This window comes from Micromonospora sp. WMMD1102, assembly GCF_029626265.1.
Taxonomy (GTDB): domain Bacteria; phylum Actinomycetota; class Actinomycetes; order Mycobacteriales; family Micromonosporaceae; genus Plantactinospora.
Genome location: NZ_JARUBN010000001.1, coordinates 2,279,458 through 2,295,554, shown reverse-complemented (window position 1 = coordinate 2,295,554; position 16,097 = coordinate 2,279,458). Strand labels below are relative to the sequence as shown.

At 71.8% G+C, this 16,097-nt stretch carries 9 protein-coding genes and 2 pseudogenes; 2 read left to right on the top strand and 9 right to left on the bottom strand.

The window, feature by feature from the left end; genetic code table 11:
- Positions 1 to 62: 62 nt before the first annotated feature.
- The 3 genes from O7626_RS10310 to O7626_RS10300 all read right to left on the bottom strand — a co-directional run bounded on the left by O7626_RS10310 (position 63) and on the right by O7626_RS10300 (position 3,725).
- Positions 63 to 1,664 (bottom strand): FAD-dependent oxidoreductase, encoded by a 1,602-nt coding sequence (locus tag O7626_RS10310; RefSeq protein WP_278060934.1) that lies wholly within the window; start codon positions 1,662 to 1,664, stop codon positions 63 to 65.
- 112 nt (positions 1,665 to 1,776) lie between these two features.
- A complete protein-coding gene (locus tag O7626_RS10305) occupies positions 1,777 to 2,850 on the bottom strand; it encodes an NADP-dependent oxidoreductase (protein ID WP_278060933.1) in 1,074 nt (357 codons plus the stop codon).
- 35 nt (positions 2,851 to 2,885) lie between these two features.
- Entirely contained in the window at positions 2,886 to 3,725 is an 840-nt protein-coding gene (locus O7626_RS10300; RefSeq protein ID WP_278060932.1) for an NAD(P)H-binding protein, read from the bottom strand.
- Positions 3,726 to 3,830: 105 nt separating this feature from the next.
- On the opposite strand from O7626_RS10300, the gene O7626_RS10295 reads away from it, so the two are divergent.
- The gene (locus O7626_RS10295; protein WP_278060931.1) at positions 3,831 to 4,295 is read left to right on the top strand and encodes a YbaK/EbsC family protein; all 465 of its coding nucleotides are present in this window, start codon (positions 3,831 to 3,833) and stop codon (positions 4,293 to 4,295) included.
- A 55-nt stretch (positions 4,296 to 4,350) separates the two neighbouring features.
- Here the strand turns inward: O7626_RS10295 and O7626_RS10290 are convergent, their stop codons facing one another.
- The 6 genes and pseudogenes from O7626_RS10290 to O7626_RS10275 form a co-directional block, all read right to left on the bottom strand.
- Positions 4,351 to 6,066, bottom strand: coding sequence for a DASS family sodium-coupled anion symporter (locus tag O7626_RS10290; protein WP_278060930.1), 1,716 nt, complete (start codon positions 6,064 to 6,066; stop codon positions 4,351 to 4,353).
- Between the two features lie 93 nt (positions 6,067 to 6,159).
- The gene (locus tag O7626_RS10285) at positions 6,160 to 8,679 is read right to left on the bottom strand and encodes an alkaline phosphatase D family protein (protein WP_278060929.1); all 2,520 of its coding nucleotides are present in this window, start codon (positions 8,677 to 8,679) and stop codon (positions 6,160 to 6,162) included.
- Positions 8,680 to 8,892: 213 nt separating this feature from the next.
- Entirely contained in the window at positions 8,893 to 11,262 is a 2,370-nt protein-coding gene (locus O7626_RS41495) for a DNA topoisomerase (ATP-hydrolyzing) (RefSeq protein ID WP_347404854.1), read from the bottom strand.
- Positions 11,263 to 11,682: 420 nt separating this feature from the next.
- Positions 11,683 to 12,495 (bottom strand): annotated as a pseudogene (locus O7626_RS41490) (LAGLIDADG family homing endonuclease); the annotation flags it as partial.
- Positions 12,469 to 12,729: pseudogene (locus O7626_RS41485) on the bottom strand (DNA gyrase subunit A); the annotation flags it as partial. The pseudogenes O7626_RS41490 and O7626_RS41485, both read right to left, overlap by 27 nt.
- 97 nt (positions 12,730 to 12,826) lie before the next feature.
- Positions 12,827 to 14,884, bottom strand: coding sequence for a DNA topoisomerase IV subunit B (locus O7626_RS10275; protein WP_278060927.1), 2,058 nt, complete (start codon positions 14,882 to 14,884; stop codon positions 12,827 to 12,829).
- A gap of 246 nt (positions 14,885 to 15,130) precedes the next feature.
- On the opposite strand from O7626_RS10275, the gene O7626_RS10270 reads away from it, so the two are divergent.
- Positions 15,131 to 16,066: a nucleotidyltransferase domain-containing protein gene (locus O7626_RS10270; RefSeq protein WP_278060926.1), complete on the top strand. Its 936-nt coding sequence runs from the start codon at positions 15,131 to 15,133 to the stop codon at positions 16,064 to 16,066.
- Positions 16,067 to 16,097 lie beyond the last annotated feature (31 nt).

Genomic DNA, 16,097 nt, shown 5'->3' with positions numbered 1-16,097 from the left:
TCAGGTGGTCCGGGAAGGGCGGTCCCGGGCCGCCGTCACCCGCTGGTCCGGTAACGGCGGTCTCAGGACGTCATCACCCGCTGGTGCAGCGCGGTGACCGCCGAGCGGGCCGAGACGAACGATCCGTGCTGCCAGGCCACCTCGTGGCTGAGCCAGTCACCGGCGAAGTAGACCCGGCCGGCCGGGCGGAGCAGCAGGTCGTAGCCGGCGGTGCCGTGCGGCGGCGACGTCCAGGCACCCTCCAGGAAGCGGGTCCGGTCCCAGGCGTGCGAGTACGCCGTGGCCAGCTCCGAGCGGTACTTCTCGCCGTGGATCTTCACCCCCTGCATGACCGCCCGCTCCTGCCGTTGCGCCGGAGTCAGCGCACTGTACGCCCGCGCGTTCGCCCCGGTGTTGTAGTAGCCGACGATCAGGCCCCGCCGGCCGTGGAAGCCGTACGACGGGTACCAGATGTGCGCCAGGTCCAGGTCGGTCTCGGTGATGCCGCCGTAGATGCGCTGGTCCGACTCCCACCACCGGCTGCGGTACTCCAGCCCGATCTTGCCGGACGCGGCGGCCGGGAAGCCGCCGAGCGCCGCCGTCACGTCGGTGCCGAGGTTGTGCGGCACCCGGGCCATCAGCTGCGGCGGCAGCGTCGCCACGCAGAAGTCGGCCCGGAGCAGGCGTTCCCGGCCACCCTTGCGGTAGGTCACCTCGACCCGGCCACCCCGGTCGGTCACCCCGGTCACCTCGGCGCCGAGCTGGATCCGGTGCATGCCGACCGCCTTCGCCAGGGCCCGGGGGATCTGGTCCATCCCGCCCACCGGCTGGAACATCAACATCGCCTGGTCGTAGCCCATCTCGAAGGCGAAGTACCGGCCGACGTTGCTGGCGAAGACATCCGCCAGCGGCGGCGGGGCGCCCAGCGGTGTGCCACTGTCGTTGCCCGCCCCGGGATAACTGGCGTACCCCCGCCGGCCGGTGCCGGTGTACGCCCATCCGTCGGTACGCCCGCCGATCGCGCCGAAGCTCTGTAGGAAGGAGAGCAGCCGCTGCTTGTCCTCGGCGGTCAGCCGGTCGTCCAGCGCCCCCTGGTCGGTCGCCTTGGCCAGCAGTTCGGAGACGTAGCCGTAGACGTCGGCCCGGGCGGTGCGGTAACGGACCGGGGCGGTCATCCCGGCCGAGGCGTTGTAGATCCAGGCGTCCGCGTTGGCGTTCGTAAAGACCTCCACCGGTACGCCCAGTTCGCGGCAGTAGTCCATGGTGACCATCCACTGCGCGATCCGGCCCGGCCCGGCGTTGAAGTAGACGCCGTCGGAGAAGCCGGCCCGCTGGGTCTGCCCGTCGAGGTCGGTTTCCACGTCGCCGCCCCGGATGGTCAGGTTCCGGCCGCCGGGGCGGGAGCGCGCCTCCAGCACCGTGCAGTCGTACCCGGCCTTGCCCAGCTCGTAGGCGACGGCCAGGCCGGCGACGCCGCCGCCGAGCACCACCACCCGGGCGCCTGAGCGGCCGGTCAGGTGGAAGTCGGACCGGTTCGGTGCCCGGAACGGCGGTGCCGCCGACACGGCGGTCGGGGCGAGCCCGAGCGCGCCCATCGTGGCGAGCATCGCGCCCGCCCCGCCGCTGACCCCGACCGCCCGGAGAAAGCCCCGGCGGCTGACCGAGGACTGGTCGTGCTGGTTCATACCGTCTCCTCACAGGACCCGTGGGACGCCGAGTCTGTAAGGAGTGTGTTTCCGCGACGAAACGGAGAAGATTGCCGATCTGTTTCCGGCCTGGTGCCCCGGTCCTCGTCCGCTAATCGGCGTCGGCGGCGAGCCGGACGAGCATCTTTCCGACGTTGCCACCCCGGAGCATCTCCAGGAAGGCGCCCGGAGCCGCCTCGATCCCCTCCCGGACCGTGTTCGCGGTGCGCAGCGAGCCGTCGGCCAGCCAACCGGCGGCCAGTGGCAGGTAGTCGGCGAGCCGGTCCAGGTGGTCGGTCACCAGCATGCCCCGCAGGCTGAGCCGCTTGGTGAGCGCCAGCACCAGGTTCGTCGGGCCGGGCACCGGTGCGGTCGCGTTGTAGAGGCTGATCGCACCGACCAGCGCCACCCGGCCGCCGATGTGCAGCGCGTCCAGCGCCGCCGCCAGGTGGTCGGTGCCGACGTTGTCCAGGTAGACGTCGATTCCCTCGGGCGCCGCCGTCGCCAGCTGCGCGCGGACCGAACCGGCCCGGTAGTCGATCGCGGCGTCGTAGCCGAACTCCTCGACCAGCCGCCGCGCCTTCTCCGGCCCACCGGCCGAGCCGATCACCCGGGCCGCCCCGAGCCGGCGGGCGAACTGCCCGGCCAGCGAGCCGACCGCACCGGCGGCGGCGGAGACGAACACCACGTCGCCGGGACGGACCGGGGCGGTGTCGGTGAGCGCCACGTACGCGGTCAGCCCGGGTAGCCCGAGCACCCCGAGGTACGCCTCGGCGGGCGCGACCGAGGTGTCGAGCACGGTCGCGGCGGTGGCGTCGAGCACGGCGTACTCGCGCCAGCCGAGGGTGTGCGACACCGTCGCCCCGACCGGTACCGCCGCGGCCTCCGAGGCGACCACCTCACCGATCGCGGCACCGTCCAGGGCGGCTCCGACCCGGAACGGCGGCATGTACGACTTCCGGTCGTCCATCCGCGCCCGCATGTAGGGGTCGACCGACATCCAGGTGTTCCGCACCAGGATTTGCCCCGGTCCCGGCGTGGGCACGGTGGTGCTGACCAGTTCGAAGTTCTCCGGGCCGGGTTCGCCGTGCGGCCGGACCGCCAACCGGACCTCCCGGCTGGTCAGCCCCGCACCGCCGGTTTCGGCACCGTCCTGGCGCGCGCCGGCGCTGGCTTCGATCGACATCCACTCGCTCCCTTCGCTGCTGCTGGTCGGCACACCTAGCCCCGCTCGGGGGCCCAGACCCCGGTCGGCGCGGTGGCCCGGACATAGTCGGCGAAGTCCCGGGGCTCGCGCCCCAGCACCTGCCGCACCCCGTCGGAGAGGTACGCGTTGCGTCCCTCGGCGATCCAGCCGAGGCTCCGGACCAGGCTCTCCGCCTCCTCCGCCGCGGTGCCCGCCCCGGTCAGCCCGGCGAGGTACTCCGCCCGGGAGACCGCCCGGTAGCGCAGGTCCCGACCGGTCGCCTCGGCGATCTCGCGGACCGCCGCGCCGAAGCTGAGCAGTCGCGGACCGGAGAGCTGGTAAATCTGCCCGGCGTGTCCGGGGCGGGTGAGGGCGGCCACCGCCACCTCGTCGACGTCGACGTCGACGAACGGCACCAGGCCGTCGCCGGTCGGCAGCACCAGTTCACCGCGCCGCAGCGGATGCCAGAGGACCGGGAACTCGCTGAAGTTCTGCGCGAACCAGGTCGGCCGGAGGATCGTCGCGTCGAGCCCTGCCTGCGCGACCGCCCGCTCGCCGGCCAGCAGCTCGGGGTCGCCGGAGGCTCCCCAGTCCCGGGCGGAGAGCAGCACCAGCCGGCGGACCCCAACGGCCGCGGCCCGGGCACAGAACTCGGTGAGCTGTGCCGCCGCGTCCGTGCCGCCGGAGTCGACCAGGTAGACCGCTCCGGCTCCGGCCAGCGCCAGTGTCCAGCTGGACTCGTCGTGCCAGTCGAAGCGGGTCGGGCCGGAGCGCGAGGCGGCGCGTACCGGACTTCCGTACCGGTGCAGCAGCGCGACGACCCGGCGGCCGGTCTTGCCGGTGCCGCCGAGGACCAGGACGGGTGCGTCGTTCATGCCACCCAGTCAACCCCAGACCGGCGGAATTGGCTCGGACGCTCGGGCCGGCACGACGCGGTGGACCGGGGGCGACGCCGACCGGCCGGCGGGTACGGTGGCGCCATGTCCGCGATCACCGCCCTCGCCTCGGCCGGCATCCCGCACCGGGTGCTCCGGCACGGCCCGGTGCGCAGCGTGGCCGAGGCCGCCGAGGCGATCGGCGTCGAGATACCGGACGTGGTGAAGACCATCGTGGTACGCCGGGGAGCGCAGGACTTCGTCTTCGTGCTGGTACCCGGCGACCGGGTGATCTCCTGGCCGAAGCTGCGTACCCTGCTCGGGGTCAACCGGCTCGCCCTGCCGGACGCCGACGAGGCGAAGTCGGCGACCGGCTACGAGCGCGGCACCATCACCCCGTTCGGCTCCCGCACGGCCTGGCCGGTGGTGGCGGACGAACGGCTGCGGGGCCGCACCATCACGCTCGGCACCGGCGAACGCGGCATCGCCGTGGCGCTGGACGCCGACGCGGCGGTGGCCGCCCTGGACGGCCGGCTCGCCGACGTCACCGACCCCGAACCGCCCCGCTGACCCCCGTACCCGAGCCGCCCCGCTGACCCGACCGGACCCCCTTCCGGATCCGTCATCAGGAACCGAGCCCGACGAGCGCGACCATCAGCGGCAGGAGCAGCATAATCAGGATCGCGCCCAGGATGTCGAAGGAGAAGCCGGAGCGGATCATCCGGGTGATCGGTACGACGCCGGAGCCGTAGACGATCGCGTTCTGCGGGGTGGAGACCGGCAGCATGAAGCCGAACGAGGCGGCGAAGGTGGCGGCCAGGGCGGGCACGAACGGGTTGATCCCGGCGGCCACCGCCACCGGGATGATGATCGGCACCACCACCGCCGCCGAGGCGGTGTTGCTTGTCGTCTCCGAGATGACGATCGCCAGCAGCACCGCGAACGCGGTGATCGCGACGGCGCTGCCCAGCCCGAACAGGTCGGCGCTGCCGTCACCGATCGTCCTGGCCAGTCCGCTGCTCTCCAGCAGCGCGCCGAAGATGATGCCGGTGCCGAAGAGCAGGATGGTGCCCCAGTCGATCCGGGCCGCGTCGGACCAGCTCAGGGTGAAGGTCCGGCTGCCCCACTCGGTGGGCAGCAGGAAGAGCAGCGCGGCGCCGAAGACCGCGACGATCCCCTCGTCGAGCCGCCCGCCGATCCACTCGTACTGGCGGGACTCGCTGCCGAAGACCAGTGCCACCACACCCGGGGTGATCCAGAGTGTCACCGTGACGGCGAAGGCGACCAGGGTGTTCCGCTCGGCGGTGGAGAGCCGGCCGAGTTTCGCCCGCTCGGCGGCGACGTACTCGGCCACGCCGTCGATCCGGCGGATCTCCGGCTTGTTCAACAGCAGCAGCACCACGGCGAGGGCGACGAACATCAACGCGCAGATCGGGAAGGCCACCGCCATCCACTCGGCGAACGAGATCCGCTCCCCGGTCGCCTCGGCGATCAGGTCCCGGCCGATCAGGTTCGGCGGGCTGCCGACCGGGGTGAGCAGGCCGCCGACGCTGGCGCCGTAGGCGAGCATCAGCATCAGCGCGACGCCGACCCGCAGCCGGGTCGGGTCGAAGTCCGCTGCCGCGATGCCCCGCTCCTGCAACAGCTTCGCGATCACCGCGAGGATGCCGAGCGCGGTCGGCAGCAGCATCGCCACCGTCGCGGTGTTCGAGACGAAGGCGGAGAGCAGGGCGGTGATCAGGCCGAACGTGACGATCACCCGGCCGGTGGTCCGGCCGACCCCGGGCAGCGACAGCATCCGGAACGCGAACCGCCGGGCCAGCCCGTGCTTGAGCATCGCCTGGGCCAGGATGAACGCGCCGATGAAGGTGAAGACCGTCGAGGAACCGAACGGCCCGAGTACGTCGTCGGCGGGGGCCACCCCGAGGACGACCACGGCGGCGACGCCGAGCAGCCCGCCGACCGGGATCGGCACCGGCTCGGTGACCCAGAGCACGATGACGCCGAGCAGGATCCCGGCCAGCGTCTGCTGGTTGCCGGGCATGTCCAGTGGCAGGGCCAGGAAGACCACCGAGACGAGCGGGGCGAGCCAGAGGCCGGTGGTCCGGCGGCCCCGCTCGAAGCGTTCCTCGGCCGGGGAGAGCCGCTGCTCGCCCAGGCTGCGGTAGGTCCCGCCGCCCAGCAACGCCTTGTCGACGTCGGTACTGGCCGGCGCGGTATCGCTGCTGGCCGGCGCGGTATCGCTGCTGGCCGGGCTGCTGGCCGGGGCGGTGTCGCTGCTGGCCGGGGCGGTGTCGCTGCTGGCCGGGGCGGTGTCGCTGCTGTCGCTGGTGCTGGCCACGACGACCTCCATCGGTCTGTGCGGATGCCGGGACAGGTGTCTCCCTCATTCCCGCCAGATCGACGATCCACAACAGAAGTCGCGGAAAAGGCGTCAGATATTTCCGAGTACGCCGAACGGGTCGACCGCGCCGCCGTTGTCCAGCGCGACGATCCGGCGCCGCAGCGTGAACGTGGCGCCCGGTTCCAGCGTCACCTGCCACTGGCTCATCACCCAGTTGTACGCGGCGTACCCGACGAAGTCGGCCCGCTCGTAACAGAGCCCGTACGTCTGCCGGTCCGAGCCGGTCATCCCGATCCACGGCGCGGACGGCAGGTATTCGACGGCGGTCTCGCTGGTGACGGTGCCGTGCCCCGGTATCCCGCTGCGCTGCCCGGCACCGTCGTGGTCGAGTGCGTCACCGGTCCAGAACGTCCGGGGCACAGCACCGTCGTTGCGGAAGACACTCTCCGCGTTCACCCACGGCTCACCCGGCCGGATACTGTACGTCGTCACCACCGCGATCTCCGGCACGGCCGTACTGACCCCGGTGGCCCGGACCGCCGCCACCGGCCCGGCGAGCACCTCCACGGCGGTGGACCGGACGGTCCGCTGCTGCCAGGCGTTGTTGCCGCGCGGCTGGGTCGCCGAGGCGTACGGCAGGTTGATCCAGTCGAGCTGGTCGAGGTGGCCGACGGCGGCGAAGTCCAGCGGCTTGCCGACCGTCACCCCGGCGAGCTGCGGGTCGTCCGTACCGGCCGACACGGCGAGCGCCACCAGGTCGTTGCCGAGCACCAGGTCGGCGACGCCGGCCGAGGACTGCGGCCCGGGAACGGTACGGCCGGTGCCTGCCCGGGTCGCCGCGCGGGCCAGCCGCAGGTCGAGCCGGGTCGGCGTACCCGCCCGGACGCTCACGTCGCGGGTCACCGGTTCGTAGCCGACCCCGTTCACGCTGACCGTGTAGTCGCCGGGCGGGGCGAAGGCGAGCACCTCGCCGGCCGGGTCGGTGCTGCCGGCCGCCAGCCGGCTGCCGTCGGCCCGGACCACCGTCACCTCGACGTTCGGCAGGACGGCACCGGTGACCTGGTCGCTGACCCGGCCGACGATCCCGTCCCCGGCGTCGACCCGCCGCGCCCCCGGCACCCCGTCGCGCACCTCGAACGCCGCGATCGTGTACGCCGGCGACGCCGCGTCCCGGGCGTCCAGCACGATCCGCAGGTCGGCCCGCCAGCGTCGCTCGGTGACGTCGCAGATTACGTACCCGCGATAGCTGCCGTTGTAGAACCGCACGTGCGGGTTGGCGGCCAGCCCGGCGCGGACGTCGGCGTCCCAGCCGGCGCCGGAGGAGATCGAGGTGCCGACGAACTCGGTGGCGACGGTCCGGGCGCGCGGGTCGGCGAAGTCGGTGGTCAGGTCGTTGACCCAGTGGGTGTGCCAGTCTCCACTCAGGACGACCGGGTTGGAGGTCCGGTGCCGGGCGACGAAGTCGAGGATCCGGGACCGGGCCGGCGGATAGCCGTCCCACTGGTCCAGGTTGACGATCCGCCCGGGGCCGAGGTCGTAGTCGAAGGCGGCCATGACGGTCTGCTGGGCGATCACGTTCCACCGCGCCCTCGACCGGCGCAGCCCGTCCAGCAGCCAGCGCTCCTGCTCCGGGCCGGTCATCGTCCGGGTCGGGTCGAAGACCTCGCCGGTCGGCTCCTTGCGGCCGTCGCCGAGGGCCTGGTCGCTGCGGTACTGCCGGGTGTCGAGCACGCTGAACCGGGCCAGCCGGCCGAAGTCGAAGCGGCGGTAGAGCAGCATGTCCGGCCCGTCCGGCCGCTGCTCGGGCCGGAGCGGCAGGTGCTCGTGGTACGCCTGGTAGCCGTTCGCCCGGCGCTCCAGGAACGGCCGCCCGTCCCCGGCAGCCCCGGCGACCGGGCCGGCGTAGTTGTTCTGCACCTCATGGTCGTCGAAGGTGAGCACGAACGGGAACCGGGCGTGCGCGGCCCGCAGGTCCGGCGAGGTCTTGTAGAGGGCGTGCAGCCGGCGGAACTCGGTCAGGCTGCCGTCGGTGGTCTCGTAGACGTAGTCGCCGAGGTGCACCACGAAGTCGAGTTCCTGCTCGGCCATGTCCCGGTAGGCCGGGTAGGCGCCGCCGACCCAGGACTGGCAGGAGGCGAAGGCGAACCGCAGGTGGTCGACCTTCGCGCCGGGCGCCGGCAGGGTCCGGGTACGCCCGGTGCGGCTGACGACGTCGCCGACCCGGAACCTGTACCAGTACCAGCGGTCGGGTTGCAGGTGCGGCACCACCACATGCACCGAGTGGGCCGACTCGGGCCGCGCGGTCACCTCGCCGTGCCGCACCGGCTGCCGGAAGCCCGGATCCCGGGCCACCTCCCAGCGCACCCGCACCGGCTCGGCCGGCATCCCGCCGTCCTCGGCGTCCAGCGGGTCCGGGGCGAGCCGGGTCCAGAGCACCACGCTGTCGTGGTGCGGCTCGCCGGAGGCGACGCCGAGGGTGAACGGGGCGGGATCCAGCTCCGCCGCGTACGCCTCGGGCAGTTCCGCGACGAGCTGGCTGACCGCCACCGCCGTGGCGGTGCCACCGGCGACCCTGAGGAACCGCCGCCTGCTGATCGGAGAGACGTCCACCGCTGCCGCACCTGCCCTTACCGCCGACGATGTCGTCGGTCAGTCTGGGCAGCCCGGCCACCAGGCTCCTGAAGATCATGTGAAGCCCGGCGGTACGCCGGATGGCGGATCGCCGGTCCCGCCGGAGGGCTGAGCGGTAGGCCCGGTCAGCCGCGATCGCGTGTCGAGCGCCTCGCGAACCGCGCCGTTCGATCAGGTGGCCCGCCGCTCCGGTCAGCCGCGTTCGATCAGGTGGCCCACCGTGTCCGGGCCGAACATCGCCGCCCCGGAGCCGTCCCGGCGCTGGTCCGGCTCGGGCAGTGCCATCGGCTCGCCGCGCTTGCTGACGCCGACCGGACGCGGCCCGACCCAGGCGACGACCAGCTTGGACTCGCCCTTGAGGAAGCGCTGTGCGCGTACCCCGCCGGTGGCCCGACCCTTCGCAGGGTAGAGCGCGAACGGGGTCACCTTGACACCGCTGCCGGTCGAGGTGACCACCATCGGCTCGCCGTGCTCCGCCTCGTCGGTGCGGACGGCGCCGAAGAAGACCACCTCGGCATCGGAGCCGAGGTTGATCCCGGCCATGCCGCCGCCCTTGACCCCCTGCGGCCGGACCAGTTTCGCCGGGAAGCGCAGCAGCGAGGCGTCCGAGGTGACGAAGGCGAGCGTCTCGGCGCCGTCGGTCAGCCAGGTCGCCCCGACCACCTCGTCGCCCTCCCGCAGGCCGATCACCTCGAACTCGTCGGAGCGGACCGGCCAGTCGGGCGCGCAGACCTTGACCACGCCCTGCCTGGTCCCGAGCGCCAGGCCCGGCGAGCCGGCACCGCGCTCGCCGAGCGGGGCCAGCCCGACGACCCGCTCCCCCGGCTCCAGCGGCACCAGCTCGGCGGTGGACATCCCGCCGGAGAGCGAGACCGTGCCGGCCTGCTCCGGCAGCACCGGCAGCGGCAGTACGTCGGTCTTGAACGCCCGCCCCGCGCTGGTGACCAGCAACACCTGCCCCCGGGCGGTGGTGTGCACGACGGCGCGTACCGCGTCGTGCTTGGCCCGGCCGTTGCGCCGCCGCCCCTCGGCGGCCTCCTCCGACTCGGCGGCGGTCCGGGCGACCAGCCCGGTGGCGGAGAGGATCACCTGGCACGGGTCGTCGGCGACCTCCAGCGGCCCGGCCGGAGCCGACGCCGCCAGCACCTCCTTGAGGTCTCCGTCGATGAGCGTGGTACGCCGTCCGGCGGCGAACTCGTCCACCACCGCCGCCAGTTCGTCGGAGACGACCTTACGGAGCACCCGGTCGTCGTCCAGGATCTCGGTCAGCGCCGCGATCTCGTCGCGCAGCCGCTCCCGCTCCACCTCCAGCTCGATCCGGTCGAACTTGGTCAGCCGGCGCAGCGGGGTGTCCAGGATGTAGGTCGCCTGGATCTCGGAGAGCCCGAACTGGCTCATCAGCCCGTCCTTGGCCGCCTGGGCGTTCTCGCTGGCCCGGATCAGCCGGACCACCTCGTCGATGTCAAGCAGCGCCATCAGCAGGCCGTCGACCAGGTGCAGCCGGTCGGCACGCTTGCGCCGCCGGAACGTCGTGCGCCGGGTCACCACCTCGTAGCGGTGGGCCAGGAAGACCTCCAACAGCCGCTTGAGCCCGAGGGTCTGCGGCTGGCCGTCGACCAGGACCAGGTTGTTGACCCCGAACGACTGCTCCAGCGGGGTGAGCCGGTAGAGGTCGGCGAGCAGCGCCTGCGGGTTGACCCCGACCTTGCACTCGATCACCAGCCGGGTGCCGTTCTCCCGGTCGGTCAGGTCCTTCACGTCGGCGATGCCCTGGAGCCGGGCCGCCTGGCGCTGGCCCTTGCGCGGGCCGGAGGTGATCAGCTTGCCGCGTACCTCGTCGGTGATCGCCTCGATGATCTTCTCGGCGCCGACCCCGTAGGGCAACTCGATCACGGTGATCGCCTGCCGGCCCCGGCTCCCCTCCAGCGGACCGGTCTCCACCCGGGCCCGCATCCGGACCACTCCCCGGCCCGTCTCGTACGCCTTGCGCACCTCGTCCAGCCCGAGCAGCAGCCCGCCGGTGGGCAGGTCCGGGCCGGGGACGAACTCCATCAGCTTGTCCAGCTCGGCGTCCGGGTGGTCGATCAGCCAGCGGGCCGCCGCGACCACCTCGCCGAGGTTGTGCGGGATCATGTTGGTGGCCATCCCGACCGCGATCCCTGAGGTGCCGTTGACCAGCAGGTTCGGGAAGGCGGCCGGCAGCACCGAGGGCTCGGTCAGCGAGCCGTCGTAGTTGGGCTTGAAGTCGACGGTCCCCTCGCCCAGCTCGCCGACCAGCAGCATCGCCTCGCGGGACATCCGAGCCTCGGTGTACCTCGCCGCAGCCGGTCCGTCGTCCGGGCTGCCAAAGTTTCCATGCCCGTCGATGAGTGTGGCGTTCAGCGAGAAGTCCTGGGCCAGCCGCACCATGGCGTCGTAGATCGCGGTGTCGCCGTGCGGATGGTACTTACCCATGCAGTTGTGCACCACATAGCCCTCGGCAACGAAGGCATGCTCAGCACTACCAACCTGGATGTCGTACGTCGTGTCAGAGGCTACCTGCTCGACCGACTCGACCTTCATGAACGACGCACCCGAGAGGGCTTCCAGACGTGGCGCAAGTGGCGACCCGATGCGGTGTAGTCGCTCGATCCAGCCATCCCGCTCTGCCCGCCAAAGCGGAACGGAGCGATCCTCGAGCGGGACGCCTCGACGGTCCCTGCCGTATCGCACCCGAGTGCCACCCCCGGCCGAGAGGGACGAACGGAAGGCGATGCCGTGCTCGTCCCGGAACCAGCCACCGCCGAGGTGCGCCGCCGAGAACTCGGCCATGACGGCTCGAACCGGCAAGCGGTCGTTGCCCTGCTTTCCGCCGTAGGGGTATGAGACGGCAGCGACCCGCCGCAGTTCTTCCTGCTTGTACCCGATCTGCACCCAGGGCAGCAACGTCGAGGCAAGCTCGACAGCGTCCCGCCCCGAGACGGAAAGCCCGAACAGGTACCTCCGCCGGCCCTGCCCGCCTGAGGACCAGTGATGTCCATGGATCCCAAGGTCGGCGAGCATCGAGTAGACCTGCCGGACCAGAACCTCGCTGGTGCTGACCACAACAATCTCACGATGACGTTTGCGGACGTAGCCGTCGCCATCGAACAGACCCGCGAGGAAGGGTATCCAGGCCGGTCGCCTGTCGAGTACGTCCGGCGGAACTCTCTTATCGCCGCTGAGGGGCGTCGCGACGTCCAGCAGCCCTTGATGGCGACTGAAGGTCAAAATATGTTGATCGCGGTGGTTGGGTTTTTTCGCCTCGCGCTTGCCTCGTGAGGCATTCAGTCCGCTCGCGATTGCCCACCCATGGGCGGCGTCGAGTGGCTCGACGTCACACATGTGGATTCGGACCCTGTCGTCACCAGGCCTGGAGCGGTCGACCGGAAATCCTTCCGCCACGACAAGTCCCCGCACATAGTCGTACAGGTCACCACCGGATGCGCGCAGGTGTTCGTGCCGACCCCTGCCGTACGCGACAGTCAGTCGGCCCATCAGGTCCCGGGCGTCTGTCCAGGTAGTGAACAGGTCGTCCTCGACCACCGTCCGGAACCGCTGCCCGGGCGTGACGAGCATCGAATGACCGTTGGTCCAGGTCACCCGGACCAGATCCGAGCCCGGGTTCTCGTAGACCGCAGTCACCGGCACAGGCTGTCCCCGCGAGTCCAGGACCTCGTCGCCAACCTCGATACTTTCGATCGGACGAAGGCCCGTCGGCGTGGATACCAGCGTGCCTCGGACGAAACAATCGCCGATGACCCGGGCCGACTTCACGTGCGCCCGGTCGGGCCGGTGCCCCTGCTCGTTCATCGAGTAGAGGATCCGCCGGTGCACCGGCTTCAGGCCGTCCCGCGCGTCCGGCAGGGCACGGGAGTGGATCACCGAGAAGGCGTACTCCAGGTAGGAGTCCTCGACCTCGGTGGCCAGTGGGTTGTCCAGGACCCGGGCCCCCGCCTGGTCGAAGGCGGAGAGGTCGACCTTGGGTCCCTTGCCCGTACGGCGTGCCATGGTGTGCAGCGCTGCCTTTCCTCGCCGGCCGGGGATGCCCGGCCGCTGTCGGTTCCGCGTGCCTGTCGGTTGCGCGTGCCTGTCCGTGCGGGACAGGTCAGGCGTCGATCGCCTCCTGGTCGACCCGGTTCGCCGAGTCGATCAGCCAGTTCTTCCGGGGCTCGACCTTCTCGCCCATCAGCAGTTCGAGAACCTGCTCGGCGGCCTCGGCGTCGTCCATGGTGATCCGCCGGACCATCCGGCTGGCCGGGTTCATCGTGGTGTCCCACAACTCGTCGGCGTCCATCTCGCCGAGCCCCTTGAACCGGGGGATCGGGGTGACCACCTGCTTCTTCGCCTTCGCCAGCCGGCCGACCGTGGCTTCCATCTCGGCCTGGGTGTAGGTGTAGTGGGTCTCCGCGTTCTTGCCCCTGGTGCTGACCTTGTGCAGCGGCGGCACGGCGGCGTAGAGCCGGCCCGCCTCGATCACCGGCCGCATGTACTTGGCGAAGAGCGTGATCAGCAGGGTACGGATGTGCGAGCCGTCCACGTCGGCGTCGGCCATGATCAGGATGCGGCCGTACCGGAGCGTGCTGAGGTCGAAGGTGCGCCCGGAACCCGCCCCGAGCACCTGGATGATCGCCGAGCACTCGGCGTTGTCCAGCACCTGCTGGAGGCTGGCCTTCTGGACGTTGAGGATCTTGCCCCGGATCGGCAGCAGCGCCTGGTATTCGCTGGACCGGGCCAGCCGGGCGGTGCCGAGCGCGCTGTCCCCCTCGACGATGAACAGCTCGCTGCGCTCGACCCCGGTGGATCGGCAGTCGACGAGCTTCGGCGGCATCGCCGCGCCCTCCAGCGCGGTCTTGCGCCGGGCGGCGTCCTTCTGCTGCTTCTGGGTCAGCCGGACCCGGGCCGCGTCGACGATCTTCTGGAGCACCGTACGTGCCTCGGCCCGGGTCTTGCGGTCCTCCAGCCAGGCCTTGACGTGCTGCTCGACGACCGTCTGCACCACCTTCGTCACCGGGGCGGTGGAGAGCTCGTCCTTGGTCTGCGAGGTGAACTGCGGCTCCGGGATCCGGACGTGCACCACCGCGGTGAGCCCCTCCAGGATGTCGTCCAGGACCGGGGCGTCCTCCTTCGGCTTGAGCAGGCCGCGGGCGTTGCGGATCGCGTCGACCAGGGCCCGGGTGGCGCCCCGCTCGAAGCCCCGACGGTGGGTGCCGCCGTGCACGTTCCGGATGGTGTTGGTGAAGCACTCGACGGTCCGCTCGTAGCCGGTGCCCCAGCGGAACGCCACCTCGACCTCGGCCCGCCGCTCCACGTTGCTGCGCATCACGCCGTTGGCGTCGGCGGCGTTCTCCCGGTAGCTGCCCTCGCCGGTGACCAGCAGGGTGCCGGAGACCGGCTTGTCGGCGGCCGGCGACAGGTAGTCGACCATGTCGGCCAGGCCGTTCGGGAAGTGGAACGTCTCGGCGTTGATCGCCCCGCCGGTGGCGTCCCGCAGCACGTAGGTCACGCCGGGCACCAGGAACGCGGTGTGCCGCAGCTTGGTGCGGACCGCCTCCACGTCGAGGGCGGCACCGGTCTCGAAGTAGCGCGCGTCGTGCCAGTAGCGGATCGACGTGCCGGTCCGCTCGCCCCGCTTCATCTTGCCGATCAGACGCAGCCCCGGGTGCGGGGTGAAGGCGGCCCCGGCACCGGCTCCGTCGAACATCCCCGGCACGCCGTGCTGGAACGACATCTGGTGGACCTTGCCGTCCCGGCGGACCGTGACGTCGAAGCGCCGGGACAGGGCGTTGACCGCCGAGGCACCGACCCCGTGCAGGCCGCCCGAGGTCTTGTAGCCGGAGTTGCCGAACTTGCCGCCCGCGTGCAGCCGGGTCAGCACCAGCTCGACGCCGGAGAGCCCGGACTTGGCGTGCACGTCGGTCGGGATGCCCCGGCCGTCGTCGTCGACCTGCACCGAGCCGTCGGCGTGCAGGGTGACCTCGACCCGGGTCGCGTGGCCGGCGACACCCTCGTCGGTGGAGTTGTCCACGATCTCGTTGAACAGGTGACCCACGCCACGGCTGTCGGTCGACCCGATGTACATGCCGGGACGCTTCCGGACCGCGTCCAGACCCTCCAGGTGGGTGAGGTCGTCGGCCCCGTACAGGATTTCAGGCTGTGCAGTCAACGAGGTGAACTCCCGAAGTTGCTGGTCGGCGAGCTGGGCGCCGGGACGGCCCCCACGCCGGTAGCGAGCGTACCCACTGCGGGGACCGGTGGCCGGCAGCGTCCGGCCCGGTCGGGCCGCGTGGCGAGGAACATCACCCGATTGTCGCCGCCGGGTACGACAGACTCCCAGCGGGGGCGGCGGTGCCGGTGGGACTGGTGTGAATTGGGATGCGGGCGGGATCTCCGGTACGGCACGATGTCCGGTATGCCCAGGAGAGCGACCGCACCCCGGCTGCCCGACGGCACCCAGGTGGTGCTCCGGCACACCGCCGCCGACCTGGCGGGTGTACGGGTGCAGCGCGGCGCCACCGGCCGGGTCGTCGACCACGACCCGGTCGAGGACGACTACCTGATCCAGCTCACCGACGGCCGCCGGCTGCGCAGCCCACGGGGACAGTTGGCGCTGCGCAAGGCGTACCAGCGGAACCTGGCGGTGCGGGCGGCGGCGGTCGACGGCCCCGGCCTGGTCGCCCGGCACACCATCTACGCCGCGGTGGTCGGCTCCCGGGCCTTCGGGCTGGCCACCGAGGAGTCCGACACCGACGTACGCGGCGTCTACGCCGCCCCGACGGCCGCCTTCTGGTCACTGGCGAAGCCACCGAGCCACGTCGAGGGACCCGAGCCGGAGCGCTTCTCCTGGGAGGTGGAGCGCTTCTGCGAGCTGGCCCTGAAGGCGAACCCGAACCTCCTGGAGGTGCTGCACTCTCCCGCCGTCCTGGTCGTCACCCCGCTCGGCGAGGAGCTGCGGGAACTGCGGGACGCCTTCCTGTCCCAACTGGTCTACCAGACCTACTCCGGCTACGTGCTCAGCCAGTTCAAGAAGCTGGAGGCCGACCTGCGGCAGCATGGCGAACCCCGGTGGAAGCACGTCATGCACCTGCTCCGGCTGCTGACCGCCGCCGGTGACCTCCTCCGGTACGGCCGGCTGGAGCTGGACGTGGGACCGCACCGCGACCGGCTGCTGGCCGTACGCCGGGGCGAGGTCCCCTGGGCCGAGGTGGAACGCTGGCGGCTGGCCCTGCACGCCGACCTCGACGAAGCGGTCACACACACCCCGTTGCCCGCCGCGCCGGACGCGGCCCGGGTCGACGCCTGGCTCCACTCGGTACGCGCCCGCGGTGCCCGGGAGGAGCCGACGTGACGAGCGACGACGGCACCCGGACCGCCGCCCC